General features: G+C 65.0%; 25 protein-coding genes. 11 read left to right on the top strand and 14 right to left on the bottom strand.

The features are described from left to right. Positions 1-7: 7 nt before the first annotated feature. Positions 8-310 carry an urease subunit gamma gene (locus NQJ30_RS00265; RefSeq protein WP_255767684.1) on the bottom strand — a complete coding sequence of 101 codons (303 nt, stop codon included), beginning with the start codon at positions 308-310 and terminating at the stop codon, positions 8-10. 228 nt (positions 311-538) lie between these two features. After that, the gene (locus tag NQJ30_RS00260; RefSeq protein WP_255767682.1) at positions 539-1,252 is read right to left on the bottom strand and encodes a hypothetical protein; all 714 of its coding nucleotides are present in this window, start codon (positions 1,250-1,252) and stop codon (positions 539-541) included. Positions 1,253-1,458: 206 nt separating this feature from the next. Here NQJ30_RS00260 and NQJ30_RS00255 point away from each other — a divergent pair, with 206 nt between their 5' ends. Beyond that, positions 1,459-2,763, top strand: coding sequence for a GGDEF domain-containing protein (locus tag NQJ30_RS00255; protein WP_255767680.1), 1,305 nt, complete (start codon positions 1,459-1,461; stop codon positions 2,761-2,763). 171 nt (positions 2,764-2,934) lie between these two features. Further along, positions 2,935-3,348 (top strand): cupin domain-containing protein, encoded by a 414-nt coding sequence (locus tag NQJ30_RS00250; protein ID WP_255767679.1) that lies wholly within the window; start codon positions 2,935-2,937, stop codon positions 3,346-3,348. A 32-nt stretch (positions 3,349-3,380) separates the two neighbouring features. Here NQJ30_RS00250 and NQJ30_RS00245 read toward each other — a convergent pair whose 3' ends face one another. The 3 genes from NQJ30_RS00245 to NQJ30_RS00235 form a co-directional block, all read right to left on the bottom strand. Next, the gene (locus tag NQJ30_RS00245; RefSeq protein WP_255767678.1) at positions 3,381-3,968 is read right to left on the bottom strand and encodes a TetR/AcrR family transcriptional regulator; all 588 of its coding nucleotides are present in this window, start codon (positions 3,966-3,968) and stop codon (positions 3,381-3,383) included. Positions 3,969-4,069: 101 nt separating this feature from the next. Further along, positions 4,070-5,470 carry an NAD(P)-binding domain-containing protein gene (locus NQJ30_RS00240; protein WP_255767675.1) on the bottom strand — a complete coding sequence of 467 codons (1,401 nt, stop codon included), beginning with the start codon at positions 5,468-5,470 and terminating at the stop codon, positions 4,070-4,072. Positions 5,471-5,543: 73 nt separating this feature from the next. Further along, the gene (locus NQJ30_RS00235; protein WP_255767674.1) at positions 5,544-5,924 is read right to left on the bottom strand and encodes a cupin domain-containing protein; all 381 of its coding nucleotides are present in this window, start codon (positions 5,922-5,924) and stop codon (positions 5,544-5,546) included. A gap of 493 nt (positions 5,925-6,417) precedes the next feature. On the opposite strand from NQJ30_RS00235, the gene NQJ30_RS00230 reads away from it, so the two are divergent. Further along, positions 6,418-6,825, top strand: a complete 408-nt coding sequence (locus NQJ30_RS00230) for a cupin domain-containing protein (RefSeq protein ID WP_255767673.1) — start codon at positions 6,418-6,420, stop codon at positions 6,823-6,825. Positions 6,826-7,243: 418 nt separating this feature from the next. Beyond that, the gene (locus tag NQJ30_RS00225; protein WP_255767672.1) at positions 7,244-8,740 is read left to right on the top strand and encodes an APC family permease; all 1,497 of its coding nucleotides are present in this window, start codon (positions 7,244-7,246) and stop codon (positions 8,738-8,740) included. Here NQJ30_RS00225 and NQJ30_RS00220 read toward each other — a convergent pair. The 5 genes from NQJ30_RS00220 to NQJ30_RS00200 all read right to left on the bottom strand — a co-directional run bounded on the left by NQJ30_RS00220 (position 8,626) and on the right by NQJ30_RS00200 (position 12,428). Then, positions 8,626-9,753: an FUSC family protein gene (locus NQJ30_RS00220; protein ID WP_255767666.1), complete on the bottom strand. Its 1,128-nt coding sequence runs from the start codon at positions 9,751-9,753 to the stop codon at positions 8,626-8,628. The two genes, NQJ30_RS00225 and NQJ30_RS00220, sit on opposite strands and share 115 nt — an antisense overlap. Positions 9,754-9,860: 107 nt before the next feature. Further along, a complete protein-coding gene (locus NQJ30_RS00215; protein WP_255767664.1) occupies positions 9,861-10,382 on the bottom strand; it encodes a MarR family winged helix-turn-helix transcriptional regulator in 522 nt (173 codons plus the stop codon). A gap of 220 nt (positions 10,383-10,602) precedes the next feature. After that, entirely contained in the window at positions 10,603-10,965 is a 363-nt protein-coding gene (locus NQJ30_RS00210; RefSeq protein ID WP_255767661.1) for a cupin domain-containing protein, read from the bottom strand. Between the two features lie 246 nt (positions 10,966-11,211). Next, on the bottom strand, positions 11,212-11,502 hold the full coding sequence (locus NQJ30_RS00205; RefSeq protein ID WP_255767660.1) for a hypothetical protein: 291 nt from the start codon (positions 11,500-11,502) through the stop codon (positions 11,212-11,214). Positions 11,503-11,690: 188 nt separating this feature from the next. After that, a complete protein-coding gene (locus NQJ30_RS00200) occupies positions 11,691-12,428 on the bottom strand; it encodes a hypothetical protein (protein ID WP_255767659.1) in 738 nt (245 codons plus the stop codon). Positions 12,429-12,696: 268 nt separating this feature from the next. Between NQJ30_RS00200 and NQJ30_RS00195 the strand changes: the two genes are divergently transcribed. After that, positions 12,697-14,280, top strand: coding sequence for an alkaline phosphatase D family protein (locus NQJ30_RS00195; protein WP_255767658.1), 1,584 nt, complete (start codon positions 12,697-12,699; stop codon positions 14,278-14,280). A gap of 27 nt (positions 14,281-14,307) precedes the next feature. On the opposite strand, the gene NQJ30_RS00190 is transcribed toward NQJ30_RS00195, so the two are convergent. The 4 genes from NQJ30_RS00190 to NQJ30_RS00175 are packed head-to-tail and all read right to left on the bottom strand — an operon-like array spanning position 14,308 to position 16,790. Further along, positions 14,308-14,655, bottom strand: coding sequence for a PRC-barrel domain-containing protein (locus NQJ30_RS00190; RefSeq protein ID WP_255767656.1), 348 nt, complete (start codon positions 14,653-14,655; stop codon positions 14,308-14,310). Further along, positions 14,642-15,052 carry a hypothetical protein gene (locus NQJ30_RS00185; protein WP_255767655.1) on the bottom strand — a complete coding sequence of 137 codons (411 nt, stop codon included), beginning with the start codon at positions 15,050-15,052 and terminating at the stop codon, positions 14,642-14,644. The genes NQJ30_RS00190 and NQJ30_RS00185 overlap by 14 nt, the downstream gene beginning before the upstream one ends. Further along, positions 15,049-16,278, bottom strand: coding sequence for an Nramp family divalent metal transporter (locus NQJ30_RS00180; RefSeq protein ID WP_255767654.1), 1,230 nt, complete (start codon positions 16,276-16,278; stop codon positions 15,049-15,051). The genes NQJ30_RS00185 and NQJ30_RS00180 overlap by 4 nt, the downstream gene beginning before the upstream one ends. Further along, positions 16,275-16,790 carry a hypothetical protein gene (locus NQJ30_RS00175; protein WP_255767651.1) on the bottom strand — a complete coding sequence of 172 codons (516 nt, stop codon included), beginning with the start codon at positions 16,788-16,790 and terminating at the stop codon, positions 16,275-16,277. The genes NQJ30_RS00180 and NQJ30_RS00175 overlap by 4 nt, the downstream gene beginning before the upstream one ends. A 244-nt stretch (positions 16,791-17,034) precedes the next feature. Here NQJ30_RS00175 and NQJ30_RS00170 point away from each other — a divergent pair, with 244 nt between their 5' ends. The 6 genes from NQJ30_RS00170 (at position 17,035) to NQJ30_RS00145 (ending at position 26,532) form a co-directional block, all read left to right on the top strand. Further along, positions 17,035-18,477, top strand: coding sequence for a DUF3375 domain-containing protein (locus tag NQJ30_RS00170; RefSeq protein ID WP_255767650.1), 1,443 nt, complete (start codon positions 17,035-17,037; stop codon positions 18,475-18,477). Then, the gene (locus NQJ30_RS00165; protein ID WP_255767647.1) at positions 18,474-19,136 is read left to right on the top strand and encodes a DUF4194 domain-containing protein; all 663 of its coding nucleotides are present in this window, start codon (positions 18,474-18,476) and stop codon (positions 19,134-19,136) included. Before NQJ30_RS00170 ends, NQJ30_RS00165 begins: the two co-directional genes overlap by 4 nt. Continuing rightward, positions 19,133-22,540, top strand: coding sequence for an ATP-binding protein (locus tag NQJ30_RS00160; RefSeq protein WP_255767646.1), 3,408 nt, complete (start codon positions 19,133-19,135; stop codon positions 22,538-22,540). The genes NQJ30_RS00165 and NQJ30_RS00160 overlap by 4 nt, the downstream gene beginning before the upstream one ends. Further along, entirely contained in the window at positions 22,530-23,870 is a 1,341-nt protein-coding gene (locus NQJ30_RS00155; RefSeq protein WP_255767644.1) for a Wadjet anti-phage system protein JetD domain-containing protein, read from the top strand. Before NQJ30_RS00160 ends, NQJ30_RS00155 begins: the two co-directional genes overlap by 11 nt. Then, the gene (locus NQJ30_RS00150; RefSeq protein WP_255767637.1) at positions 23,867-24,940 is read left to right on the top strand and encodes a tellurite resistance/C4-dicarboxylate transporter family protein; all 1,074 of its coding nucleotides are present in this window, start codon (positions 23,867-23,869) and stop codon (positions 24,938-24,940) included. The genes NQJ30_RS00155 and NQJ30_RS00150 overlap by 4 nt, the downstream gene beginning before the upstream one ends. A 215-nt stretch (positions 24,941-25,155) precedes the next feature. Then, a complete protein-coding gene (locus tag NQJ30_RS00145; protein WP_255767633.1) occupies positions 25,156-26,532 on the top strand; it encodes an MFS transporter in 1,377 nt (458 codons plus the stop codon). The last annotated feature ends 7 nt before the right edge of the window (positions 26,533-26,539 follow it).

Genomic DNA, 26,539 nt, shown 5'->3' with positions numbered 1-26,539 from the left:
TGCGCTCCTATCGGATCGGATGGTGTACGGTGACCAGCTTGGTCCCGTCGGGGAACGTTGCCTCGATCTGGACGTCCGGGATCATTTCGGGCACGCCTTCCATGACGTCGTCGCGGGTGAGCAGCGTGGTTCCGTAGCTCATCAGGTCCGCCACGGTGCGGCCGTCGCGGGCCCCTTCAATCAGTTCGTAACTGATCAGTGCCACGGCCTCGGGGAAGTTCAGCTTCAGGCCCCGGCCCTGCCGGCGACGGGCGAGGTCGGCAGCTACAACGATCATGAGTTTTTCCTGCTCACGCGGCAAAAGATGCATAGCTTCTCCTTCACGAAAAGGTCAGGACCGCGGAAACCGGGCGTCAGATCCTCAGTGCTTGGAAGTGCTTGGAACAGCCAGGAACGTCCGGGGCAGCCCCTACGGTTATATGCCTTAATGGTTGACCGGGGCAATGGTCCGCAGCCCCTTTTTCGCCTCCTCCGAGAAACCTGTCCACCGGCTGTGAGTAGCGTGAATGCCGCACGAGACTGAGCGCCCCGGCGCCCACTATTTGAGGCTCAGCACTTCGTCGATCGGGCGGCCGTTGACGAACACCTGGGCGCTGGTGGCGGCGGATGCGGCCATGGCGGTGTACTCCAGCTGGGCCTTCGCGCGCGGGATGTCGCACACGCCGCCCAGCATGAACTGCCCGGAGAGCCAGATGCTGATGGTGCTGCCGTTCAGCTCGCCGCCGAGGTAGGTGAGGTTCGACTGGTACAGGACGTTCACGAGCCCGGACATGCCGACCTCGCGGCTCTTGTTCGCGAGCAGCGCCCCGACACTGGGGCCTACCTGGTCCGTGAACCGCACAGGGGCCGTGGTGGTGGCGACGAGGCTGTCACCGCAGCCGATCTTCGGCCCCGACATCCCGTTGTCGCCCACCGCGACGTAGTAGACCGTCAGCGGTGCCACCTGCTCCGGGAACCCCGTAAAGGTGGGCTCCGCCGTCGGCGCCGGGCCCGCAGGAGGGGACGCAGTCGGTGCCGGGCTGGCCGGGGCGGACGACGGGGGCTCGGTCACCGTGGGGGACGCGGTCACCGGCGCGCCGGCGGACGTGGTCGGGCCCGCCGTCGCGCTCGGCGCGGCGGACTGGGTGGCTGACGCAGTGGGGGCGGCGGAGCTGGGCGTCGGGGCCGGCGCCGGCGGCCCAAAGCAACCTGCGAGCGCCAACAGGGCGCCCGCCCCGAGAACACAGAATGCCGAATGCCTGCGCCAGGTCATGATGTCCCCTTGGATGCGGGGCCCGCATTTTCGGACCCCGCATCCACGCTATGCCGCAGGCACCCGCCGGCATAGGGACTAAAGTCCGGCGGTCCGCTCCGCGCGCAACCACCACGAAGGATCCGCGAAACATACGCCGGCCGGCCGCCGATCTCCGGCCCTGCCGTGTACCTTGGGCATAACATCCCCCGGTCCGAGGACGCCCATTGAATACCGCCCCCGCCACGCTGCGCTCGTACAGCCTCCGGCGCGAATGGTCACGGGCGTTCACGCTGATGCTGCTGGCCCTGCTGGTGGGCGCCGTGGTGACCATCGTCGGTGTCCGGTTTGTGGTGAACCAGATGGAGGGCGCGGCCAGCCGGCTCCAGGCCGAGTACGCCGGCGTCGCGGCGTTGGCCGAAGCCCTCGAATCGCATGAGCAGCGTGGCCATCAGGTCCTTTCGGCCATGCCCGTCAACGCGCAGGCATTTGCCTCGGAACAGCGAACCATCGAACTGCTCTTCGAAGAGGCTGCCGCGGTTGAGGCTGCGGACAGCGGCCGGCCCCAGGCCCTGGCCCAAGCCCGGAAGGACTGGCAGCTCGCCCTGGACAAGGCCGGATTGTGGGCCGGTGAAGCGCCCGTCCGCACCGGCGGCAACATGGCCGGTGTCCCGGCTTTCGCTGCCGCAAGCTCCAACGTGCGGACGCAGCTGGCGGCCATACAGAAGGAGTCGCTGCGGGCCCTGGACCGCGGACTCGTGGACACCCATGACATGGAGAACCTCCTGGCGGGCGGCCGGGTGGCGCTGTTCCTGGGGGTCATCGGTGCCACGCTGTACTTCCGCCGCCGGATGACCATGGACCTGAAGCGGCCCCTGGACACCCTGCGCACGGGGGTCCTCAAACTGCAGGCCGGGGATTACAGCCACCGCCTGACGGTTGCCCGGCACGATGAACTGGGCGACGTGACCCTGGCGTTCAACGGGATGGCTGCGGCCCTCCAGGACAGCCACACCACCCTGACGTACCGTGCCACCCACGATGAGCTTACCGGGCTTGGCAACCGCGCGGCGCTGGCCGAACGGCTGGCGGCCGCCTTCGAACCCGGCACCGGCCTCCGGACCCGCCACGAGGGCCTCCTGTTCATCGACATCGACGACTTCAAGGACGTCAACGATTCCCTCGGCCACGCAGGCGGCGACGCACTGCTCGTCCAGCTGGCGCACCGCCTGCAGGCCAGCGTCCGCAGGCAGGACCTGGTGGCAAGGCTGGGAGGCGACGAGTTCGCCGTCGTGGTGGTGGATCACGACGACGGCACTCCGGCGACGGGGCCCGTCGCCGAGAGGATCTACCAGTCACTCAGCGAGCCTTTTGTGATCGGCGAAAGGTCTCTGCGCGTCTCGTTGAGCATGGGCGTCGCGCCGCGCATTGCGGACGCCGCGGATGTCACGGAGCTGCTGCGGCAGGCCGACTCCGCCATGTACCGGGCCAAACAGGGCGGCAAGGCGAAGTACGAGGTCCATGGCGGGTGAGCGGCCGCGTCCGGCGGTCCCGAGCAATATTTCTTGAGATGAACAGTTGACTTGAACGACTGTTCATGTAATCTGGATCACAGCACGGTGATCCGCGTCACTACGTTGATGTACTGATATTCACCGGGCATGCCTTGTAAAAGAATTCCGACTCTTGAAACGGTTGAAGCCATGAATGATTCAGGCACCATTCAGTCCCCGCCGGTGACCACGGGGAATGCCATTGACTTCTGGGCAGCGAAGCCCCTGGAAGCCCTCGGCGGCGATTACGGGCGGCTGCGCTGCCGGTTCATCAACTCCCATCCGGAAGGCAGCTGGGATGACTTCATTCTGTCGGAATGGACCCTGAACTCCTGTTCCTGGGAGGATTTCCACCCGCACAGTGAGACTGCTTTCGTGCTGGAGGGCGAGCTTCACATCGAAAGCCAGGGGAAGACGGTTGTCCTGCGGCCGGGCGATTCGGCGCGGGTCAATCCGGGCGGCGTCGGCCGGTACTGGGCACCCGTCTATGCGCGGATGGTCACCATTTACGGGCCCAATCCCGAAGGCCTGGAATCGCACTCCTTCCGGTACTCCGAGGTCTGATCGTGGACGTGCGGGCCCTGGCTGCCCGGGTCTTAAACCCCGGCCTTGCCAAGGAGTGCATCCACCATCATGAAGAACCGGGCGTCGTGACCGGCCGCCGTCGGGTCGGTCATGTACTGGAGGGCGGCGCCGTCGTAAATCATCAGGAAGAGCCGCACCAGCGTCGGGAAGCTGATGCGGCACTCCTCCCCGTTGTTGCTGGCGGCGGAAGAGAAGATGTTTCCCAGTTCCACTTCGTAGGCGGGGTAAATCTTCGCCGCCAGCGGGCTGGCGCCGGCATTGCGGGTTGCCCACAGGATGAGTTCAATTTCGGCAAGTATGCTCGCCGGTTCTTCGTCCAGTGCACGCCAATAACCTTCGGCCACCTGTTCCACCGCCTTGCGCAGGCCCAGATGGACCGGCACATCGCTGGAGAAGCGGCTCAGGTTCTTCAGCCAGGCCTCCGCCGCCCTGTCCATGAGTTCGTCTTTGTCGCTGAAGCAATAGTGGGCCGTGGCCAGGGGCGAGTTGGCCTCCTTGGCAATCGCCCGCATGGTCACGGACTGGATGCCCTCACGGCGCATGATTTCCACCGTGGCCGCGATCAGCTGTTCTTTTCGTTCCGACGCGGATATCCGCATGGACCCCTCCTCATCCTGCACGGTTGCCGCAAGGGCGGACCGTATCCCGGCTGCCGGTGGGCGGCAGCCGGGATACGGTCTGGTTTGCCTGACTCGCGGAATTAGCTCGCGGCCAGGATCCGGTCCACCGCGGCCGGTGAGCCGGCGTCCACATCCTGTGACGGACCGTTCAGGTAGCGGTCCATGGAGTCATCCATGGCGTTGAGCCAGCGGGTATGGTGCTTGGTGGCCATGGTGCCGGTGACCACGGAGCGGTGGAGCATGTCGCGGTAGCCCAGGATGTCGGTTTCTTTGTGGTGCATCCAGTCCTTGAACAGCTGGCACACGGCGTCCAGGTCGAAGGGCGGGTAATCCGTGGCGTCGATCAGCTCCCGCAGGTAGTCCGTCTGGAAGTCAGCTTCGGCGTCGTGATCGGACAGCGCGGCCTGGCGCTCCAGCCAGGCCTGGATGTCCGCCTCGCGCTCGGCCAGCGACGGCAGTTCAATCACGCCGGTCATCACATCGCGGGCAAACCAGGCCTGCGCGTCAAACATGTTGAAGGTGTAGTACTGGTCCTGGGCGCCGAGGTAGAACAGGTTGGTGTTCTGCTGCCAGACCACTCCCTTGTACAGGTTGCCCGGGTACAGCACGTTCGGCGACTTCAGCGACAGCTCGCTGGGCAGGTACGGATACTTGTGCTGGTATCCGGTGCAAAGCACGACGGCGTCGAAGTCGCCCTGGGTGCCGTCGCTGAAGTGTGCGGTGGGGCCGTTGAAGTGGGTGACCAGCGGGCGCTCCACCGTGTTCGAGGGCCAGTCGTAGGCCATGGGGGTGGTGCGGTAGCTCAGGGTGATGGATGCGGCGCCCATCTTGTGGGACTGCATGCCAATGTCCTCCGCGGAGTAGCTGCTGCCGATCATCAGCAGGTTCTTGCCGTAGAACCGCTCGGCCCCGCGGAAATCGTGGGCGTGCAGGACCTCGCCCGGGAACGACTTGATGCCCTTGAACTCGGGAACCGACGGGACGGAGAAGTGTCCGGTGGCAACCACCAGCTTGTCGAACACGTGGGTTTCAGTGATGTTGGTTTTGAGGTCCTCCACTGTCAGCGTGAATTCCTGGGTGGCCTCGTTGTAGCTGGTATGCCGGGCAACGCTGTTGAAGCGGACGTATTTGCGGACGTCGGATTTCTCCACGCGGCCCTTGATGTAGTCGAAGAGGACCTCCCTGGGCGGGAAGGACGAAATGGGACGGCCAAAGTGCTCGTCAAAGGAGTAGTCCGAGAACTCCAGGCATTCCTTGGGGCCGTTGGACCAGAGGTGGCGGTACATGCTGGAGTGGACCGGCTCGCCGTGGGCGTCCAGGCCGATCCGCCAGCTGTTGTTCCACTGGCCGCCCCACTCGTCCTGCTTTTCGAAGCACATGATGCTGGGGATTTCGGCCCCTTTTTGACGTGCTGATTCGAAGGCCCGCAGTTGCGCCATGCCGCTGGGGCCTGCACCGATGATTCCGACTCGAAGTGCCATGATGTTCTCCTCTTTCAAAGTTGATGGGCCGCCGCTGCGCGGCGTTCGTGCGTCAGGTTTGCGTGGATGGGCCTTACGGGTTGAAGGTGCGGTCGCCGGTGAAGAATCCCAGGGCGTATTCCGGGGTTTCGAACTTGACCGTGGTGCCCTTGGGGAAGAACAGCACGTCGCGTTCCTTGGCGTGCGTGACCTCACCCGTGGTCTGGTCCGTGAGGATGAACTCGCCCTTGATGACAATCTTCATTTCGTCGTAGGTGTAGGTGTACACCAGCGGCTCGGAGGCCTTCAGCTCGAAGAAGCCGGCGCACATGACCGAGCCTTCGGGGTTGTGGAGGGAGTCGCCGATCGCGGCGTCCGTTCCGGGCTCATTCATCGACGGCAGTCCGGAGAAGCCGTTTTCGACTTTGTGGATGGCGCCGGCCTTGCTCAGGTTTCCTACGAGGGTGGTTTCCATGATGACTCCTGTGAATCGGGCGAACAGTTCGTCAGAACTGTTCATGCGGGACTGTTCATGCGGGCATAAGTGGCCAGGGGGAATTGCGCTTTTGACGCGTAAGGGGATGCATTGGGTGAGGCCTCTGAAACCGGGTTATGGCTCCGGGAGGAAGAGCTGCAAATCCGACATTCCTGATTCACGACGGGACCGGCTGGACTCCACCTTGAGTCCTGCGGTGTGAGATGAATCACGTTTGCTCGTTCACCGACTTTCACACGAACAACCGTGCAAGTCAATCGTTCAGGAATGTTTTTCTGAGATTATTTTTTGAGAACTGACACTCAGATGCCAGGCACTCAAGCGACCCATCTTCCTACTCTTGGACTCTTGACTAGGACGCTTGTCAATGTCAGAGTATTTCAATCCGTGATCCAGATCACGTTGATGCACTTGATATTTGGATTCACCGAAATGTTCCCAAGCAGTTTCAACTGAAGAACGGTGAAAGACTATGACCACAGCCACCCAGGCCCCGTCACTGACGACGGGGAAATCCATCGACTTTTGGTCAGCAACGTCCATGAAGGTCATGAAGGACGAATGGCCGCGACTGCGCTGCAGGTTTATCAATGCGAATCCCGACGGCCCCTGGGATGACTTCCGCCTCTCGGAATGGGAATTGGAAGCCTGCGGCTGGGAGGATTTCCACCCCCACAGCGAAACGAACTTCGTAGTCGAGGGCGAGCTCTACATCGAGTCTGAGGGTAAAACCGTTGTCCTCAGGCCCGGCGACTCGGCCCGCGTCAATCCCGGGCAGCTTGGCCGGTACTGGGCACCTGTCTACGCCAAAATGGTCACCGTCTACGGCCCCAACCCCGAGGGTGCAGTGTCGCATTCCTTCCGGTACTACGAGCTCTAGGCACCGACCGCTCCCCCGCCGCACCTGACCGGGTGCCGGCGCTACCCCGGTGAATCGTCCGGCGCTCCTGCGTTCCGTCGCAGCGCGACCGGGCTCCCCGGGCATGATCTTCATTTCACATCCGCAGGCCCCGGAATTATTTTCCGCTTTGAGGTCGATTTGCGGATATTCACGCGCCGGACTTCAGCTCCGCCGTCCGTAATACCTGGAACTGCCGATCGCGGTTGCAGGGTTTAGCCGAGCCTCAAATCCCCCCAAGATGCCGGCAATCCAGCGTGCATCAAAATGCCCGGGTTTATCTGTCTTTTCATTGCGGTTATTACCGCGCGGGAATGCCGCGCCTGAGCGGCCAATTACAACCCGCAAATCTCATGAATCACCGACAAGACCAGGCGATTTGTCGCCTAAGGAGACTGTTATGAGTAAAAGTAATTCGGATGGCGTTGGCCACCTGGAGCGATCCATCAACTGGAAGCAGGGGCTGGCCATAGCCCTGGGTGTGCCGTTGTTGATTCTGCCGTCCCTGGGCTATCTGCCCATGTACATGGCTGCAGCAGCAATCCTGATCTGGGGGTTGTCGGTGATGCAGGGTTTCATGCAGAACGCGGCCTACGCTGAGATGGCCACCACTTTCCCGAAGGCCTCCGGCCTGCCGGGTTTCGCCCAGCACGTCTTCCGCACCGAGAACTACAAAGGCAAGTACGACAAGGGAAAGCTGATCGGCGGCTTCTCCGCGTGGAGCTACTGGTTTGCCTGGAATCCCGTACTGGCCATCTTCGCCATCCTGGTGGGCGGCTACCTTCACGGGCTGTTTCCAGTCCTGGCCGAGTCCTTTACCGAGTACCAGCTGTCCTTGATCTCAGGCCTCGTAATCTTTGCCGGGTTGTTCGTCGTTAACTGGTTCGGCCTCAAAGACGGCGCCATTCTGGGCTACGTCCTCGCCGCTGTTTCCCTGATTCCGCTGATCGTCCTGGCCGTGGCACCGTTCGCCACCGGACACGTGGACATGGCCAACATCACCGGCAACTGGTGGCCTGCGGACTGGGCCTGGGACATGCACCACGTCCTGATTCTCTTTGGTATTTTCGCGATCGCACAGTGGAGTGCCTGCGGCTGGGAAACGGCAGCCATCTACGCGCCCGAGTACAAGAACCCGTCCAAAGATGTCCCGAAGGCGCTGTTTTCCTGCGGCCTCATCTGCTTGGTGTCCTACGTGCTGGTTCAAACGTCGGTGATCGGCGTACTGGGCGTTGACGGTGTGATGGCGGAGCCGCTGTCGCCCCTGATCCCGGTGGCCCGGGCCGTCTTCGGCGAGGCCGGCTCGGTCATCACCATCGTGATGCTGATCGCCGCCATGATCCTTATCATCCAGACGGCCTACCTGGGGTCGTCCCGGGCGTTGCATTCCATGACCACCGAAGGCAATCTTCCCAAGGCCTTCGGCAGGACGAACCGCCACGGCACCCCGTTCGTAGCCTTGCTGGTGACGGCCGCCTTCAACATGGTCCTGATTTCCATGGGATCCCTCGCCGCAATTCTGGCGGCCGCGGCCATTGGCTACACCTGCGCCAACGGCATCAGCCTGTTCGCGTACGTCAAAGCCAGGAAGCACCCGGCCTTCGCCAGCCTGGAACGTCCCTTCAAGGCCCCCAAAGGCTGGAAGCATGTCGCCATGATCTTCGGCCTGTTCAACCTGCCGCTGTGCCTGACCGGTGTGGTCTACCTGAACAGCCAGGAAATCGGCTGGACCTCAACCTGGCTCGGTTTCCTGGTGCTGTCGCTGTACATCCCCATCTGGTTCTATTCGCAGCGCGAAGCGGGACGCCGCAAAGATAGGGCGGCCGCCGCCGGGTTCCCGGAAACCGCCTCGGACAATGATGCGGAAGACCTGGAACCGGTCCCGTCTCCTCGGTGAACAACGCCCGACGGCGGGGCGGCCAGCTGTTCTGCCGGCCGCCCCGCAGCCGTCTGGCGCACACCCCGGCGCAGTCCCCGCGTGGTGAGCAGGATGACGATGAAGGCGATCCCGGCCCCGAGGGTGGTTTCCAGGGCCCGGTCGAAGACCAGCACCCCGGCGGGCTTCGGTGCCACGAATTCGGTCATCATCAGCGCCACTGGAGTCATCCACACCAGCGCGATGCTGTAGTGGCGGATCACAAACACCTCGCCGACGAACTGCAGGGCGGCGAGGAGGACGGCCAGCTGCAGCGGCGTCCACTGCATGGTCAGCAACAACGCCGTCAGGAGCACCCCGCCGTAGGTTCCCAGGATGCGGTGCACCGCCCGGACCAGTCCGCCGCCGGCGTCGGCTGCGGCGATGGGGGCGGCCGCCGCCACCATCGCCCAGTAGCTGTGGCCCAGGCCGGCCAGCGTCGCAATGGATCCGGCCACGCCAATTGCCAGCACATACCGTCCGGCGTGTGCGAGCATCCTGGGCCAGGGCCGGTGCGGCGGCTCGTGGAGCATCCGGCCCGGGTCCCGGCGGCGGGCCCGGAGCCGTCCGGCAAACCCCAGGACAAGTACGACGGCGACGCTGGCGCCCACTGCGGCGGCCGCCTCCCAGGGTGGTTGGCGGAACGGGATGGAGGCGCTGGCGGTGAAGGCAAAAAGGAAAAAGAAGGGGCCTGCCGGGCGGAGCCGCAGGAAATCGGCTGCCAGTGAGAGGGCACCGGCGATCACCGTGCTCAGTGCCACGAGGCTCCACCCGGCCAGGCCCGCCATGGAGGCCGCCACGCCGCCGATCACGCTGGCGCACATGATCAGGCCGGCGAAACTTTGGTGCTTGAGCCGCAGCCAGTGCGCCTCCACCCGGCCGTAGACGCCGGTCAGCGCCCCGAACAGCGCGTAAATGGTCAGATCGGTATGGCCCGCCAGGACCAGTGCCAGCAGCGGAATGGCGATGCCGAGTGCTACCCGGAGTGCGGGCATGCGGTGTCCCCGGCCGGACGGAACAACAAAGAACTCTTTGGCGTACTGCTTCACGGGTTGGCTTGCGCCTCCTGGCACTGGTTGGGATGGGGACGGGCCGGCGGGCGTCAGGAAGCGCCGGGCCCCGGTTCGAGGGCAGTCAGCAGGCTGCGCAGGTCCCCGGCAAGGTGGCCGGCCGCGGCGGTATCAAGGGCGGCGAGCATGCCCGCCTCGAACGTCAGGACGGATTCCAGGATGGGCCGGAGGCGGGTGCGTGCCTCGGGGGTCATCCGGACCAGGGCACCCCGGCCGTCCTGCGGGTTGGTGTCCCGCTGGACCAGACCCGCATCGAGGAGCTTCCTGATGCGTTTGGTGGCACCGGCGCCCGAGATGAGCAGTTCGCCGGCCAGTTCGGTGGGGCCCATCGGCCTTCCTGTGCGTGCCAGCAGCGAGAGCATGTCGAACTCGGCCCGCGTAATGCCGTTTTCGGCCAGCACGGCATCGCTGCGCAGCTGGATGATCTGGCCGATCCGGTGGATCCGCGCCACGATGTCCGCCGAGCTTGTCTCCAGGCCGGGAAAGATTTGCTCCCACTGGTGGCGCACACGGTCCACGTAATCCGGCGGTGTGGCGGGCTGGCTCTCTGGCATCCGAAAGTCCTTTACTGGCTAAGTACTTATTACTTTACCAGAAAAGTATCGCGCCGCGATCATCGGAGCGGGCAACCCACGCGGCTCCGCGCAGACTGGTGCGGATTTTTGAAACTGACTGCTCGGTCCCTTCGTGACCGCGCACCAAAACGCCGAATGGGCCCCGACTACAGCCTCGTCGACCGCATTTTGCCGAGGCGGACCGGAGTCCCCGCGGCGTTCAGCGTTTGGCGTAGTCGGCGAACCCCTGCCAGTCGATCACCACGCAGGGATCGTCTCCGACAACCCATGCGTCATGGCCCGGGGCCATGGTGGCGAAGTCGCCGGGTCCATATTCCATTTCTTCGCCGTCGTCCATGACCACCTTCATCCGGCCGGAAACGAAGTACCCCATGTGGGCTGCCTGGCAGCTCTCCGTTTTCGCGATCGGCTTGACGTGTTCGGACCAGCGCCAGCCGGGCAGGAAGGTAGCGCGGCCGACGGCACCCTTTTCCATGTTGACGAGCTGAAGCTGGCCCTTGTCACCTTCGAAGGGGCGGGTTTCCTCCGGGGAATCCAGGCTCATGCGGACTAGATTTGGCATTTCATCTCCTATGAACGGTGAGGCTCTTGAGCTAATAGGACGCCCGGCGGGGCCTCGATGCCCACGGCGGGGAAGGAGATGAAACCCCGCCAGTGAGGCCATTGTCCGCCTGCAAATGGACCCCCGCAAGAACTTTTTGAAGGACCGCTGCCCGGCGGCCAAGGCCTTCTCAGCAGCGAACGGGCCAAGGCCTTCTCAGCAGCGAACGCTAGACCTTCTCGCCGGAAGACTTCTTGGCGGCTGCGGTCACTGCTTGAGGTTCTCGGCGGTCACTTCGAATTCCTCCACGGAGACGATTTGGGTCTTGTCCGCTTGGCTGGTCTCCTCGCGGATCTTGGTTGCGTCCTGCCGGGTGGCAACCAGGGCTTCCTCGGCGTCCCACAGCGTTATGGATAGGGCCTTGTTGGTTTCCTTGCCCTTTAGATAGTAGATTCCCTTGCACCCCGGAAGCTGAAGCACCCTGGCGATGATGTCGTCCGTTGGCGCCTCCCTGACGGTATCGGGGCTGGTCTTGTAGGTGCTGATTCTGGCGAACATCGAACTTTCCTCCCTCATAGCTGGATGGAACCGCCGGGCAGGCCCGGGTTACCGGAACCCGTCAGTACGGCAGGAACTTTCTCCTGCCCGGCAGCAGGACTCGAGTACCTTTCACCAGTTAGGACCCGGCGCCTGCAGAACGCAAGGCCCAAACCAGCAGCCAACAACCAGGTTCTGACGCGTTCCGCCTACGGAACGCCGGCCGCCCGTTCCGCTTCTGCGAGGCTCTGCGAAAACCTGTCCACAGCCTGCTTGTAGCCGGCCGCATTACCCGTGGTTCTCTCATGATCGGCGGCGTGCATCGCCCGAATCATGGTCGCGGTGCTGGGCAAGGAGACGTCAGACATTGCGGGGAAATCGAACTGCATCCGGGGGTCCACCTCGTAGGTGAGCCACCGCCGCTTCAGCAGATCGTGACGGTCGGCGGTCCTCCGATATTCGTTGACATCCGCCAATGAGAGGTGTGCCAGCAGCCCGGCGTCAGCCCCCACTGCCAGGGAAACAGCCCTGACCGCCTCCGATTGGCGGCCAAGGGCCTCCTCGGTCCCCAGCGCCAAAGGGGTAACGCCCTTCTGGATGAACTGGACGTTGTACTGGTAGGCCCGGATCTCCTCCGGCGTCATGTAGTCCAGTTCGCCGGGAGATTTCCTGGCCACCGGCCTGAAGCCATATCGGCTCGCCACGCTGCTGCGAGGGACCGGGAAGAGGTACTTTCCGAGTACAAACCCGATGGCGATGGCAATCCAGAACGCCAAGGTAGGAAAGTCCAGCCATGATGCCACAACTGCTGCACCCACAGTGCAGGCGGCATGGCCACCCGAAAAGATGACCTTTGTCTTGCCGAGCCGGTACACACGGCGGGGACGGTCCAGTTGTTTCTCGTGGAATGCTTTGAGCGTGGCAGTCCATTCACCGGCGTTGTTCACCAGTTACTCTCCTCAGTCGTGGTGACGACTCACTATCGTCGACGTGGACACCGGAGACGTGCTGCTGCTCGGCCTGGCCGCGGGCAAACCCGGACACCGGTGTAGGACTTGACCGGTACGGCCCCCCTCGCCAAAGATACCCTTTCGGCGGAGGGCGCAGCGCATGGTCCTGGGGCCGGAAACACATCAACAAATCTTGTCACGCATTTAACCGCCCATTCACATCCTCCTCAGGGTCTGTCTAGGCGCGCTTCCTACGGTCGGATGCATGGATAACATTTCACGCAGGTCCCTCCTTTCCGCCGGCCTCGGAGCCGGTCTCGTCGCCGCGCTTCCGGGTGCGGCCTTCGCTTCAACCGCGGACGACGCCGGTCTCCGCACCGATCCGTTTATGCTCGGGATCGCCTCCGGCGAGCCGTGGCCGGACGGCTTCGTGATTTGGACGCGCCTGGCGGTAAACCCCGTGGCCGAGGACGGCCTGGGCGGCATGCCCTCCCGCAACGTCGCGGTGCAGTGGGAAGTGGCGGAGGACGCGGGCATGCGCACCGTAGTAGCCCGCGGCGTCGAGCACGCCCGGGTCGAGACCGCGCACTCGGTGCACGTGGAGCTCAAGGGGCTGCGCCCGGGCCGCGAATACTTCTACCGGTTCCGCACCGGCAAGCACATCAGCCCGGTGGGACGCACTCTCACCAGCCCGGCGCCGCACGAGACGCCGGCGGCGCTGGCCATGGCGTTTGCCAGCTGCGCGCAGTACGAGCACGGCTACTTCACCGCGTACCAGCGGCTGGCGCAGGACCACCCGGACCTGGTGCTGCACTTAGGCGACTACCTATACGAGTACAAGAAGGACAGCTACGTGATCGGCGGCGGCAACCCGCGCGACCACGAGGGCCCGGAGACTGTGAGCCTGGCCAGCTACCGGCAGCGGCATGCGCAGTACAAGGCCGACGCCGACCTGCAGGCCGCGCACGCCGTCGCGCCGTGGCTGGTGGTGTGGGATGACCACGAGGTGGACAATAACTGGGCGGACGACGTGCCGGAAAACAAGGACGCCGGGCAGCTGAACGACACCACCGAGCACTTCCTGCAGCGCCGGGCCGCCGCATTCCAGGCCTACTACGAGAACATGCCGCTGCGGCCCTCCACCGTGCCGGCCGGTGCCGACATGAAGATCTACCGCAAGCTGCAGTGGGGCCAGCTGGCCAACTTCCACATGATGGACACCCGCCAGTACCGCGACGACCAGCTCGCCGGCGACGGCTGGAAGAAGAACGTCACCGAGCGTCTCGCCGAGGACCGCACCATCACCGGCGCCGAGCAGGAGAGATGGCTGCTGGAGGGCTTCAAAAACTCAACCCAGCGCTGGGACATCCTGGGCCAACAGGTGTTCTTCGCCGAGCGCGACCGCAACGGCGCACCCGAGATCGACGACGTCTCCATGGACGGCTGGGACGGCTACGCGGCCTCCCGCCGCCGCATCACCCAGGGCTGGGTGGACGCGAAGGTGCGCAACGCCGTCGTCCTCACCGGCGACGTGCACCGCAACTGGGCCAACGACGTCAAGGTCGATTACAAGGACCCCGCCTCCCCCGTGGTCGGCGCCGAGCTCGTGTGCACGTCCATCACCTCCACCGGCAACGGCAACGGCTCCACCGCGGATCCCGTCATGGCCTGGAACCCGCACCTGAAGTTCTACAACGACAACCGCGGCTACGTGAACACGCGCATCACGAAGGACGCGATGACCGCCGACTTCCGCACGCTGGACTACGTCACGACGCCGGGCGCCGCCGTTTCGACGAAGGCCTCCTTCACCATCCAGGACGGTGTCCCGGGGCTGCAGGCACGGTAGCGACGAGGAACCCTTGCGCGGGGCAGGCTACTCCTGGCCGCCGCCGTCGAGCGCCGGGCTGTAGCGGGTAAACCCGGGACGCAGCCTGACGGACTGTTCGCCAACTGAGGCGATGTCCTCCCACATCACCAGGAACGAGCCGCGGTGCCGCCAGCGGAGCATGTGCGCCAGCGGCCACGGCTGGGTGAGGCCGGTGCGTTCGTAGCCGAGGAACGAGGAGACACTGTGCGGGCTGACCACGAGGCCCAGGAGGCGCGGTTCGGCCATCAGTTGCTGCGGCGGCCCGTCCAGCACAAAGCGGGCGTCGGCCACGCGGCCCAGCCTGCCGCCGTCGGAATCATGGACCGGCGTGCCCAGGAGGTCACCGAGGATCATGGCGGCCTCCTGGGATGCGGGCGATGATTTTCGTCCGGATCCACCGCTCCACCCAGCCGGCGTCGAGATGTTCGCCGCTCACGCCAAGTTTCAGCACCACGTCCACGTCGGCAACATCTTTCCAAGGGATCCGGATCAGCCGGGACGACGGCGGCCTGCCGCCGAAGATGCGCGTGCCCAGGACCGGCCCGGTCAGCAGCGCCGTGAGGACGGGCGCCGGCGTGCCCGCCGGAATGTCCTCGCCCACGGCCGGACCGCTGAGTTCGAGGTCGTCCACCGTGGTGACCGGAACGCCGTCGTGATCAAGGACCTGGCGGTCCATCAGGTGCAGCTGCGCGTCGAGGGTGCGGCCGGCCACTTTCGGGACGGGCGCCAGCGGCTGGGATGAAGTGCTCATGCTCCGGCTCCTGTCACGATCATGAGGGGAATGGCGGCGATGGAGGCCACCAGGATGATCACCAGGTAGACCATGCCCAGGACGTTGACCACTTGTCCGTTTACGTGCTCGCCCATGTATTGGGGATCGTTGGCCACCACGAGGATGGGCAGGTAGGTTAGCGGCAGCGCGATCGCAGAGAACACCACCGAATATTCGGTCACCAGCACGGGGTCCACGCCGGTGAACAGGACTCCTGCCCCCACCAGCAGGCAGATGATCATGGCCAGGTGGAACCGGGAGGCCTGGGCCGGGCTGCGGAATTTGCCCCAGGACCAGCCGAAGAACTGGGCCAGGGTGTAGCCGCTGGACAGGGTGGTCTCCAGGGCGGCCCCGAACGTTGCCGCCACCACGCCCACCAGGACGAACGCCAGGCCAATCTTGCCGGCGCCCTCCGCCACCGGCAGGATCACCTGGGACAAGGAGGTGACGGCGATCCCGGCCGGCAGGAGCACTACCGCGGCGCAGCCGGCGATGGCGAGGGACAGCAGACCGCCGAGCGGGAACCCCACCAGGACGTTGATCCGGGACTGGACCAGGTCCTTGACGGTCCACCCTTCCTCCACAGCGCCGGAGGAGAAGAAGAAGACTTCGTAGGGCGTCATTGCGGCACCGAACAGGGCGATGGCGAAATACCAGTAGGTCGGAGCGGTCTCGGCCTCCGGTACGGCGGGGGCCAACGCCTGCCCGGCCAGGGAACCCCAGTCCGGTTTGAGCAGGAACAGGGCCACTGCGAACACGATCAGGGTGAGGCCCAGGAGCCCGGTGACGTTTTCCATGATGGAGAACTTGACCCGCCAGATCACCAGCCAGACGGCCACCGCCGCCACCGGAATCCACAGCAGGTAGTAGACACTGCTGGCAAGCTGCAGGGCCAGGGCAATGCCGCCGATCTCCGCCGTCACGGTCATGAGGTTGATCAGGAACGACGCCGCCAGATTGGCCATGCCTGCCCGCGGCCCCAGCCGCTCACGGATGACCTCGAACGTGGCCCGCCCGGACGCGGCGGCCACCCGGCCTGACATGTTGGCGAACAGGCAGATCCCCACCACACCCACCAGGACCACCCAGACGAGCGAGGTCCCGAACCGGGAACCGACGACGGCGTTGGTCACCAGGTCCCCGATGTCCACGAACCCGCCAATGGCGGTGAGGACACCGAGCGCGACGCCGAGGAGCCGTTTCACTTCTCCCCCACCTTTTGCTGAAGGTTCTTCAGGGCGTCCGCCGCGGCGGCGAGGGCCCGATCGCCGTCGGCGAGCGAGGGAGCACCCGAGGAGGGGGAACCCCCGGAAGGTGGGGCGCCGCCGTCGGACGCTGAAACCGCGGCGCGGGCGGTGGTGAACGCGGCAGCACACCCGTCGAGGACCTCCAGCGCCTGGTGCTGGACGTCGCGGTCTTCGGCTGTGGAGGGGGAGAGTTTCAGGACGGTGCTGCGGCTGGTCTGGAATTCCTTCAGCGAGTCGTCCAGGGTGGTGGATGTCGCGGCGCGGGTGAGTTTTCCGGCCATGTCCTGCGACAGGGCGAGGCGGGCCGTGGCAACGGCGGAGGCGGAATTCTCGACGGCGGTGGCAACAGTTTCGGTCGCCCCGCCGCAGCCGGTCAGGACGGCGAGCGCCAGCACGCAGGTGGTGAGCAGCGGCGCGCGGCGGGCGGACGGAGTTGTGGCTTGCCGCGGCGGGTCTGACCTGTGCAGCACCGTGCCTCCAGCCTCCGGGGCAGGCCCGGGTGGGTTCGCCTCTGCAGGCAGCCGGATTTTAGTTGCCCCGGGCTATATCTACAGGATTACCCATAGTTGGCGGCTTGCAAACACCTGCACCCAGCCGTTCTCGCCATCCCGGCGTATCGGCGCGCAGGTGCAGCCGGAAACCGTGGGGTGGGAATGTCCGGGGTGTCGCCTAGAGTGAAGAACGACGACGTGCCGCACCAAACACGGGACCCCAATGGACTTCTACGCGATCAATTCTTTGCGCGAAAACCACGCAGGCTGGTCGCTCCTGCGTGCCCAGAATGCGCCGCTGGCCGTGACGTTCTTCATGGCGGCGTTCACCGGGCCCAACCAGCGGAACCTGGGACGGCAGGAACTCATCGACGTCCTGGAGGATGTCCTGTTCGGCCTCCGTGATAACGAGGGTGAAGACAAATTTCCGCGCCCCGCCGGCGACTACCTGGACGACTGGGCCGCCGACCAACGCAAATGGCTGCGGAAGTACTATGTGCCGGGCGAAGACGAGCCGCACTACGACCTCACCGCTGCGGCGGAGGATGTGGTCCGCTGGGTGGAGAGCCTGCGCGGCCGGGACTTCGTGGCCACTCAATCCCGCCTGACCAGCATCTTCGCGGTACTGAAGCAGCTGGTACAGCAGTCTGAAACAGATCCTGAAGTGAGGCTGGCCGAACTGCAGCGCCAGCGGAACGGGATAGACGGCGAGATGCAGCGCATCCGCGACGGGCATGTCCGCGTGATGACCGGCCCGGAAGCCTTGGACCATCTGCAGCAGCTCAGGTCCCTGGCCAAGGACCTGTTGTCAGATTTCCGCGAGGTCGAGCAGAATTTCCGCAAGCTGGACCGCCAGGTACGCGAACAGATCGCCACCTGGGCCGGAACGCAGGGCGAACTGCTCGAATCCATCTTCAACAACCAGCAGGACATCAGCAGCTCGCTCCAAGGCAGAACTTTCCAGGGATTCTGGGACTACCTGATGTCCCCTCAGCTGCGTACCGAACTGCAGGACCTGCTCTACCGGGCTGCCCGGATCGAGGCCCTGGCTCACAGCGACAGCCTGGACGCCGTCACACACCTCCACCAGGACTGGCTGCCGGCGGTGGAACAGACCCAGGCCACCGTCCGTCAGCTCTCCCAGCAAATGCGCCGGCTCCTGGACGACAAGGTGTTCCTGGAAAACAAACGGATTATGCAACTGATCCGCAGCATCGAATCCGGCGCGCTGGGCACCCGGGAGGCGCCGCCGTCGGGCGTTTTTATGGAGATCGATGCGCCGTCCGTGGACGTGGTGCTGCCGTTCGAACGGCCGCTGTACGAGCCGAGCCGGAAGGTGCTGGTGGACGACGAGGTGCAAACCGCCGACGACGCCGATGTGGACGCAGCTGCCCTGTTCAGCCAGTTCTACGTGGACAAGGAACTCTTGCAAGTCAACGTGGACTCCGTGCTTGCTGACAGTGAGCAGGCCACCCTCGCGGAGATCACCGCGGCGTTTCCGCTGACCCAGGGTTTGGCCGAGGTGGTGGCCTACTACCAGCTGGCCACCGAATCCCCGTGGGCCACCATCAACCCGGAGCAGTCCCAGCGCCTGGCGTGGCAGTTGCCGGACGGCAGCACCCGCGAAGCAACCATCGATCAAATCATTTTCGGAAGGCCGGCATGAACTCCGCCACTCCAAGCTCCACTCCAGCACTAACGCAAACCAGCACGCCGGAGGATCTCCCCGCCGTCGTCACGCGGCTCTTCAAAGGCGTGCTCTATGCGGAAAACGACGAGAAGGTGTGGCAGTCCCTGCTCGGTCTGACCTCCCACGCGAGGGATTACGTTTCCGTGCTGGGCCTGGACCTCATCGTGGACGAATCCGAGGGCTACGCGTTCCTGCGCTCGCGCGAGGATCCGGACGGCACGCTTCCCCGCCTGATCGCCCGCCGCACCCTGACCTTCAACGTCAGCCTGCTGCTGGCCCTCCTCCGGCGCCGGATGATGGAGTTCGACGTCAACAGCAGCGAGCTCCGGCTCATCATGACCGGCCAGGAGATCGCGGACCTGGTGGCGGTGTTTCTCCCCGAGTCCAGCAACGAGGCCAAGGTCCTGGACCGGCTGGGCACGGACATCAGGAAAGTAGTGGAGCTCGGTTTTCTCCGCAGGCTCAAGGGACAGGCGGACACGTACGAGGTGGCGCGGATCCTCAAGGCGTACGTGGACGCGCAGTGGATGGAGGAGTTCGACGCGCGGCTGGCTGACTACCGTGCCACGCTCGCTGGCGAGCCGCTCGGGGACGCCCCTGCCGCTGGAGCGACGGATACGGAGGAGGACAAGTGACAGCGGACCTGCGCACGGACCTGCAGGAGAGCCTGTTCAGCCTGGATGAAACAGCGGCCGACGGCGGCACTCCCCCGGGCTTCCGGCTACACCGTCTGGAACTGCTCAACTGGGGCACGTTCCACCAAGGTGTGCGCACGTTCCGCCTGGACGGGGCCAACAGCCTGCTCACCGGCGACATCGGGTCGGGCAAGTCCACAGTGGTGGACGCCATCACTACCCTGCTCCTTCCCGCGCACAGAATTGAGTACAACAAGGCGGCAGGGGCGCAAAAGAAGGAACGCTCCCTGATGTCGTATGTGCGGGGCTTCCACAAGAGTGCGCGCAGCACCGGCGGCGAGTATTCCAAGCCGGTTGCCCTGCGCGGGACGGGCCAGCTGACCGTGGTGCTCGGCGTTTTCCACAATGCAGTGCTGGGCAAGTGGGTCACGCTGGGCATCACGCTGTGGGCCACCCAGGAAGCGGGGCAGCCCAACCGTTTCTACTCTCTCGCGGAGGCGGAGCAGTCCATCGCCGCCGATTTCAGCAACTTCGGCCAGGACCCGCTGAAGCTGAAGAAGAAACTCCGCGCTGCGGGAGCCTCGGTCCATGACTCCTTTGAGCCGTACTCGGCTGCGTTTAAGCGGCAGTTCGGCATCAGCGGCAACCAGGCCATGGAGCTGTTCCACCGCACAGTGTCCATGAAGCAGGTGGAAAACATCACCTCGTTCGTACGCGGCAACATGCTGGAAGAAGACGGCGTCGCTAACCGCATCACCAACCTGATCCACCACTTTGACGATCTCAAGAAGGCCCACGACGCCGTCCTCCGCGCCAAGGACCAGATCACGCTGCTGACGCCCATCAGGGCCGGCGCCGCTCAGCACGCCACGCTCAGTGCCGAGGATCTCCTGGCCCGGAAGCAGCGGGACCAGCTGCGCCCGTGGTTCACGGACCGGAAACTGCAGCTGAGTCTGGAGCATCAGCTCGAGTTGGAGCGGACGGGCGCCCGGCTCCATGAGGACTCGGCCCGCCTGACCGGTGACATCAAACAGCTGCGGCGGGACCTGGCTGGCGTGGAGGAGGACATCCGCACCAACGGCGGCGGCCGGCTCGCCGCGATCGACGCCGACCTTGCCCGGCTCGCGGCAGAGTCCGCGGCGCAGCGGCAGCGCTTCGAGGACTACGCCGCTGCCGCATCCGAGCTGGGGCTGCAGGCGCCCGAGGACCGGATACTGTTTGATGCGAACCGGGCACGGCTCGCCGAGGTGGAGGCAGAACTGGGCAGGGCGTCGGACGAGTTGCAGGACCAGCGCACCGAGCTGACCATGACACGGACCGTCCTGACCAATCAGGCCGCAGACATCACCGCCGAGCTCACCAGCCTGCAGGCCCGGCGCAACCTGATCCCGCTCCCGCAGCTGGATATCCGCCGCCGGCTCTGCGAAGGAACCGGAATCAAGGACTCCGAGCTACCCTACGTGGGTGAGCTCCTCAAAATCCGCGACGGTGAGTCCGCCTGGGAAGGGGCCGCGGAACGCACTCTGCACGGGTTCGCCCTCTCCCTCCTGGTGCCGGCTGAGCACTACCCCGAGGTCAGTAGCTGGGTGGACGCCAACAACCTGCGCGGCCGACTCGTCTACCTGAGGATCGGCGATACCTACGCTCCGAAGGCCGCGGAGCCGGGTACTCTTGCGGCCAAAATCGCCATCAAGCAGGGCACGCCGTTCCGGGACTTCCTGCAGGACGAACTCAGCAACCGGTTCGACTACTTCTGCTGCGAAAACCTCGCGGACTTCCGCCGCTACCCCAAGGCGTTGACCGCCAACGGCCAGCTCAAGGGCGGCCGGGGCCGGCACGAGAAGGATGACCGGAAGGACCTGGCGGACCGGCGCAACTACGTGCTGGGCTGGGACAACCACGACAAGATCGCCCGGTTCCGCAGTGAGCAGGATGACTTGCAGGGCCGGCTGAAGGTGGTGGCGGGCCAGCTGCAGCGGGTCAACGACGCACTCGGCGGCCTGGGGCGGCAGAACCGGCAGCTCGGCCTGGTGAGCTCGGTGAAGGAATTCGGCGAGATCAGCTGGCAGGCCACGGCGCGCAGCATCGAGGATTTGAAGGCGGAGAAGCGCGCGCTGGAGACCACCAGTGATGTCCTGCGGCAGCTGATGGCCAAGCAGACGCAGGTCGCCGAAGACCTGGAACGGTTTGAGGACAAGTCGGGCAAACTGCAGCAGCGGCTCGGCGCCAACGAGAAGGACGCCAGGGACATCGCCGAGGCCATCGAGGAGTGCCGCGGCGTCCTGACCGAGACGCCGGTGACGGACGACGCCGTGGTTCTGGCCGCCGTCGGACGCCTCACCGAAGCCGCGCTCGGCGGCAAAACCCTCACCTACCGGACCACGGGCACCGTGGAAAGTGCCGTGCGGGGCGGTCTCACGGACACCATCGATGCGCTGGCCAGGCGGATAGCGCGGGCCGGCGAAAACACGGTCCGGCAAATGGCGGACTTCCGGAACAGGTACCCCAACGAGACCACCGATTTTGACGCCGCACTGGAAGCCGCGGCGGACTACAGCCGGCTGCTGGAGCAGCTGGAGGGCAACGACCTGCCGCGGTTCGAGAACCAGTTCAAGGATTTGCTGAACCAGAACACCATCCGCGAGGTGGTGGCCTTCAACGCGTACCTGGACAGCCAGCGGCAGGACATCGTGAAGCGGATCGGCGAGATCAACGAGTCGTTGGCGGGCATTCCGTACAACACCGGCCGCCACATCCAGCTGGAGCACCAGCAGACGTCGGACCAGGACGTGCGCGAGTTCGGCAACGACCTGCGGGCCTGCTCGGAAGGAACCATCGGCGACGACGACCAGTACTCCGAGCAGAAGTACCTGCAGGTGGAGCGGCTCATCGACCGGTTCCGGGGACGGGAAGGGCTAACGGACCTCGACAGGAAATGGACCGCGAAGGTCACCGATGTGCGGAACTGGTTCACGTTCTCGGCCTCGGAGAAGTGGACGGAAACCGGCGAGGAGTACGAGCATTTCACCGATTCGGGCGGCAAGTCCGGCGGGCAGAAGGAGAAGCTGGCGTACACCATCCTGGCCGCGGCGCTGGCGTTCCAGTTCGGGCTGGGGTCCGGCAAGAGCGCCGGCAGGAATGCGGGCAGTGGCCGGAGTTTCCGGTTCGTGGTCATTGACGAGGCGTTCGGCCGGGGTTCGGACGAATCCGCACGGTACGGGTTGGAGCTGTTTCAGCGCATGAAGCTTCAGCTGCTTATTGTCACTCCCCTGCAGAAGATCCACGTGATCGAACCGTTCGTCTCGCACGTGGGTTTCGTAGCCAACACCAACGGCGACGATTCCCAGCTGCGGAACATGACCATCCAGGAATACCGCGCGGAAAAGGACCGGCATGGGCGGTGACGCACGCGGCGCCCACGGCTGGACCACCCTGGCCGACCTGCGCGAGCAATCACAGAAGGCGTGGAGCAGCGGTGCGCTGCTCCGGGAGGTGCTGGAACCCGGCGGACTGTACCCCCGCCGTCGTCCGCTGAAACGTCCGACGGCGGCGGCCCTCCTGCGGGATTATGCTGCGGCCCGTGCGTGGGCGGCGGAGCTTTTTGCCGCCGTCGGGCCATTCACGCTGGAGACTGCCGAAGTGGGGCGCACCACGGTGGGTTCCAACCAGCTGCCGGCGGCGGCCGTTTTCGCCGCGGTGGAGGACGAGCTTGCGTTTATCGGCAAGGCCCGGGAGGCTGCCGGTTTTATGGAGCTAGCCGGGGAGCTGTGCCGGCTGCATCCTTTGTTCCGCGGCTGGGCGCTGAAACGGCACCACAAGCTGCTGGAGCTGGGGTCGGACGCACTGACGGCGGGCCGGGTGGCTCTCTGGCTCCGGGAGAACCCCGAGCCCGGCATTTACGTCCGGCAGCTCAGCATGGCCGGCGTGCACACCAAGTTTGTCGAGCGTCACCGGCAGGTCATCGATCAGCTGCTGGCCGCGGTCGGGCCTGCTGCTGGCAGACCGGACGCGGAGGCGAATCCGGACGCGGACGCGAATCCGGGCACGGACGCTGGGGCCGAAACCGTGGAGGGGCCCCCGTCCGATTTCGGGGAGGGGGACGCGGCCTTGGAGGAGGGCGCCGGCCGGACACCGGCGGCCCGTTTTGCGCGGCGGCACGGATTCCTGCATCCGCCGGAGCTGGTGCGGTTCCGGCTCCTGGACCCGAATGCCGGCCAGTTCGCCGGTGCCCGGGACGTTACCGTCACGGCGGAGGCCTTCACTTCCCTGCGGCTGATGGTGGATACGGTGATCGCCACGGAAAACCAGGTGAATTTCCTGGCGCTGCCGGAGCAGGCCGGGACACTGGCGCTGTATGGGGGCGGCTACGGGTTCAGTTCGCTGCGGCACGCCGACTGGCTGCGGGACTGCAGGATCCTCTACTGGGGCGACGTCGATACCCACGGCTTCCGCATCCTGGACCAGCTGCGGGCAGTGCACCCCCATGTTCAGAGCGTGCTGATGGATGAGGAGACCCTGCTGGCGCACCGGGATGCATGGGTGGCCGAGCCGGCGCCGTCGACGGCAGCCCTGAGCCGGCTGACGCCGGAAGAGAGTGCGATGTACGTCGGGCTGGGCAACGGCAGGTTCGGCACCGGCGTCCGCCTTGAGCAGGAGCTGGTCAACTGGGACTGGGCGCTGAAAAGACTCAGCCGCGATGCTCCGCACACGGAATCCCTAAACTTGGACCCATGAACACCCCTGCCGCTGTTCCGGCTTCCTTCGGCTCCCGCGCGGCGCAGGCGGTGCGGACCCTCACGCCGGGGTATTTCGCCCTCACCATGGCCAGCGGCATCATCTCGGTGGGGCTGGAACTCGAGGGCTTCCATGAACTGTCCGTTGCATTGCTGGCGGTGTGTGCAGTCTCCTTCGTGGTGATCCTGGCGCTGAGCCTGTTCCGGCTGTTCCGGTTCCCGGCGGCAATGCGCCGCGACTTCCTGGACCCCGCCCGGGCGTTCGGTTTCTTCACGTTCATCGCCGGGGCCAATGTGCTCGGCGTGCGGCTGGGCATGGCGGGGTGGCAAGGCACGACGGCGGGGCTCCTGTCAGTGGCGGTGCTCGCGTGGTTGGTGCTGGGCTATGTTGTGCCGTGGACTGCCGTGCTGGGGCGGGATGAGCGGCCCGTGGTCAAGGACGCCAATGGCAGCTGGTTCATCTGGTGCGTGGCCAGCCAGTCCGTGTCCGTGGCAGCGGCGTCGGTTGAGCCGCTCGCCGGCCCGGACTGGCGCCCGGCCCTGGCGCTCGTGGCCGTGGTGGCCTGGTCGGTGGGCCTCATCCTGTACGCGGCGGTGGGGGTCTTCGTCTCGCTGCGGCTGATGACCTACCCCATCCGGCCGGAGGACCTCCGGCCCCAGTACTTCGTCTCCATGGGCGCCATGGCCATCAGCGTCCTGGCCGGCGCCCGGATCGTGGAGATGGCCGGCGCGCCCATGGTGGACGTGACCCGGGGGCTGGTGGCTGGCGCCTCGGTGGTGTTCTGGTCCTTCGCGTCGTGGCTCTTTCCCGTCCTCATTGCGGCCGGGTGGTGGCGGCACATCATCCACCGGGTGCCGCTGTCCTACGAACCCGGCCTCTGGAGCGTCATCTTCCCCCTGGGCATGTACGCCGTCGCCGGAATCTACCTGGGCAGGGCCGACCATCTGCCCGTGGTCGCGGGGATCGGCAGGGCGGAACTCTGGCTGGCAGTCGCAGCCTACCTGGCCACGCTCGTCGCGATGCTCTGGCACCTGTGGACCACGCTGGTCCGCCCGCGCCGGCAGTCCTAGCCAACGCCCGCTTGAATGGTCATCGCCGTCCCACCGGCAAGATTCATATTTGAGGAGTCCTAATCTATAGCTATTAGGTCTTTCTAGAATAACGCTCCTACTATGGGGAACGCCCTAGGTGACTGCCGTCACTGATGACGGACAGATTTTCGGGGAAAGCACTGAGGCTTTCCCTCACACCCTTCGATGCACCTTGGAGCGCCATGGCTACCGGCATGCAAACCACTAATGATAAAAAACTTTCGCCCCAGTTGAAGAAGGTCATACTTTCCGGGTACCTGGGAAGTTCCATCGAATATTACGACTTCCTCCTTTACGGCGTCATCGCAAGCCTGGGCGTCTTTTCAAAGGTGTTCTTTGCCGGCGCCGGCGACCTCGGAGGCCTGCTCGCATCGTTCGCGACGCTCGCCGTGGGTTACGTCGCCCGTCCCCTTGGCGGAATAATCTTCGGCCATTTTGGCGACAAAGTGGGCCGCAAGTCCATGCTGGTGATCACCATGTCCCTTATGGGCGGCGTCAGCGTGCTGATCGGGCTGATTCCGCCGGCTGAAATGATCGGCCTCGCGGCGCCCATCCTTCTTGTGGCCCTGCGGTTGCTGCAGGGCATCGCCGTGGGTGGCGAATGGGGCGGCGCAGCACTGCTGGCCCTGGAACACGCGCCCAAGGGCCGCCGCGGCTTCGCGTCGAGCATCGCTAACGTTGGCGCCGCCACTGGCACCCTGCTCTCAACCACCATCGTCCTGGGCGTCCGGACCGTCATGACGGACGAACAGTTCTTCGCCTGGGGCTGGCGCATTCCCTTCCTGTTCAGTGCACTCCTCGTGGCCGTAGGCCTCTGGGTTCGCCTTTCCGTCCAGGAGTCCCCGCTCTTCAAGGAAATGATGGAGGAAGCGGAGAAGAACAAGAGCGGGAAGGTCCGTTCGCCGCTGTGGATCGTTCTGACGAAGTACCCGAAGGCCGTGGCCATCTCGGCGTTCAGTTCAGTCGGCGCCTTCGTCTACCTGGCGCTCATGGGCACATTCGCTCTTTCCATGATGACCAAGAATGGCGTCTCCGTTCCGGACGCGCTCATGGTCCAGGCAGTGGCCGCCATTGTCCACGTCGTCTCAATGCCGTTCTTTGGGGCACTTTCGGACAAGGTGGGACGCCGTGCGGTAATTCTTGGGGGCTCCACCGTGGGTCTGCTCTTCGCCTACCCCATGCTCTATTCCTTCAGCACGGGCAACACGTGGCTTTGCCTTGTGGCGCTGCTGGTAGGAAACGCGCTGATTCACTCGGCCATCTTCGGACCCCTGGCGTCCTTCATCGCCGAAATGTTCGGCACCGGAAACCGGTATTCAGGCGCCTCCCTGGGCTACCAACTCGGGTCGACAATCGGCTCAGGCTTTGCCCCGCTAATCGCCATCTCAATTCTGGCCACCGGCAATGGCAACAACTACCCGATGGTTGCCCTCTTTGTGGCAGGTATCTGCCTGATCAGCATCGTCGCCACCTACCTCGCTAAAGAGTCGAAGGAAAAGGATCTCGGCGAGGCGGACAAAGTGAACTCCGATGACAGCTCCACAGAACTGGCAGGCGCCGTCCGCCCATAACCACATC

This window comes from Pseudarthrobacter sulfonivorans (genome assembly GCF_024391045.1).
Taxonomy (GTDB): Bacteria; Actinomycetota; Actinomycetes; order Actinomycetales; family Micrococcaceae; genus Arthrobacter; species Arthrobacter sulfonivorans_B.
Note: the sequence above shows the minus strand (reverse complement) of the source record. Positions and strands in the feature narration are given on the sequence as shown.

What these genes read in the sequence shown, in the direction of transcription:
- NQJ30_RS00250 (WP_255767679.1), top strand. Translation starts at nt 2,935, where the DNA reads ATGAATGATTCAGGCACCATTCAGTCCCCGCCGGTGACCACGGGGAAT.
- NQJ30_RS00150 (WP_255767637.1), top strand. Translation starts at nt 23,867, where the DNA reads ATGAACACCCCTGCCGCTGTTCCGGCTTCCTTCGGCTCCCGCGCGGCG.
- NQJ30_RS00190 (WP_255767656.1), bottom strand. Translation starts at nt 14,655, where the DNA reads ATGATCCTCGGTGACCTCCTGGGCACGCCGGTCCATGATTCCGACGGC.
- NQJ30_RS00195 (WP_255767658.1), top strand. Translation starts at nt 12,697, where the DNA reads ATGGATAACATTTCACGCAGGTCCCTCCTTTCCGCCGGCCTCGGAGCC.
- NQJ30_RS00230 (WP_255767673.1), top strand. Translation starts at nt 6,418, where the DNA reads ATGACCACAGCCACCCAGGCCCCGTCACTGACGACGGGGAAATCCATC.
- NQJ30_RS00215 (WP_255767664.1), bottom strand. Translation starts at nt 10,382, where the DNA reads ATGCCAGAGAGCCAGCCCGCCACACCGCCGGATTACGTGGACCGTGTG.
- NQJ30_RS00185 (WP_255767655.1), bottom strand. Translation starts at nt 15,052, where the DNA reads ATGAGCACTTCATCCCAGCCGCTGGCGCCCGTCCCGAAAGTGGCCGGC.
- NQJ30_RS00235 (WP_255767674.1), bottom strand. Translation starts at nt 5,924, where the DNA reads ATGGAAACCACCCTCGTAGGAAACCTGAGCAAGGCCGGCGCCATCCAC.
- NQJ30_RS00210 (WP_255767661.1), bottom strand. Translation starts at nt 10,965, where the DNA reads ATGCCAAATCTAGTCCGCATGAGCCTGGATTCCCCGGAGGAAACCCGC.
- NQJ30_RS00260 (WP_255767682.1), bottom strand. Translation starts at nt 1,252, where the DNA reads ATGACCTGGCGCAGGCATTCGGCATTCTGTGTTCTCGGGGCGGGCGCC.
- NQJ30_RS00245 (WP_255767678.1), bottom strand. Translation starts at nt 3,968, where the DNA reads ATGCGGATATCCGCGTCGGAACGAAAAGAACAGCTGATCGCGGCCACG.
- NQJ30_RS00220 (WP_255767666.1), bottom strand. Translation starts at nt 9,753, where the DNA reads ATGCCCGCACTCCGGGTAGCACTCGGCATCGCCATTCCGCTGCTGGCA.
- NQJ30_RS00240 (WP_255767675.1), bottom strand. Translation starts at nt 5,470, where the DNA reads ATGGCACTTCGAGTCGGAATCATCGGTGCAGGCCCCAGCGGCATGGCG.
- NQJ30_RS00205 (WP_255767660.1), bottom strand. Translation starts at nt 11,502, where the DNA reads ATGTTCGCCAGAATCAGCACCTACAAGACCAGCCCCGATACCGTCAGG.
- NQJ30_RS00225 (WP_255767672.1), top strand. Translation starts at nt 7,244, where the DNA reads ATGAGTAAAAGTAATTCGGATGGCGTTGGCCACCTGGAGCGATCCATC.
- NQJ30_RS00155 (WP_255767644.1), top strand. Translation starts at nt 22,530, where the DNA reads ATGGGCGGTGACGCACGCGGCGCCCACGGCTGGACCACCCTGGCCGAC.
- NQJ30_RS00145 (WP_255767633.1), top strand. Translation starts at nt 25,156, where the DNA reads ATGCAAACCACTAATGATAAAAAACTTTCGCCCCAGTTGAAGAAGGTC.
- NQJ30_RS00170 (WP_255767650.1), top strand. Translation starts at nt 17,035, where the DNA reads ATGGACTTCTACGCGATCAATTCTTTGCGCGAAAACCACGCAGGCTGG.
- NQJ30_RS00265 (WP_255767684.1), bottom strand. Translation starts at nt 310, where the DNA reads ATGCATCTTTTGCCGCGTGAGCAGGAAAAACTCATGATCGTTGTAGCT.
- NQJ30_RS00165 (WP_255767647.1), top strand. Translation starts at nt 18,474, where the DNA reads ATGAACTCCGCCACTCCAAGCTCCACTCCAGCACTAACGCAAACCAGC.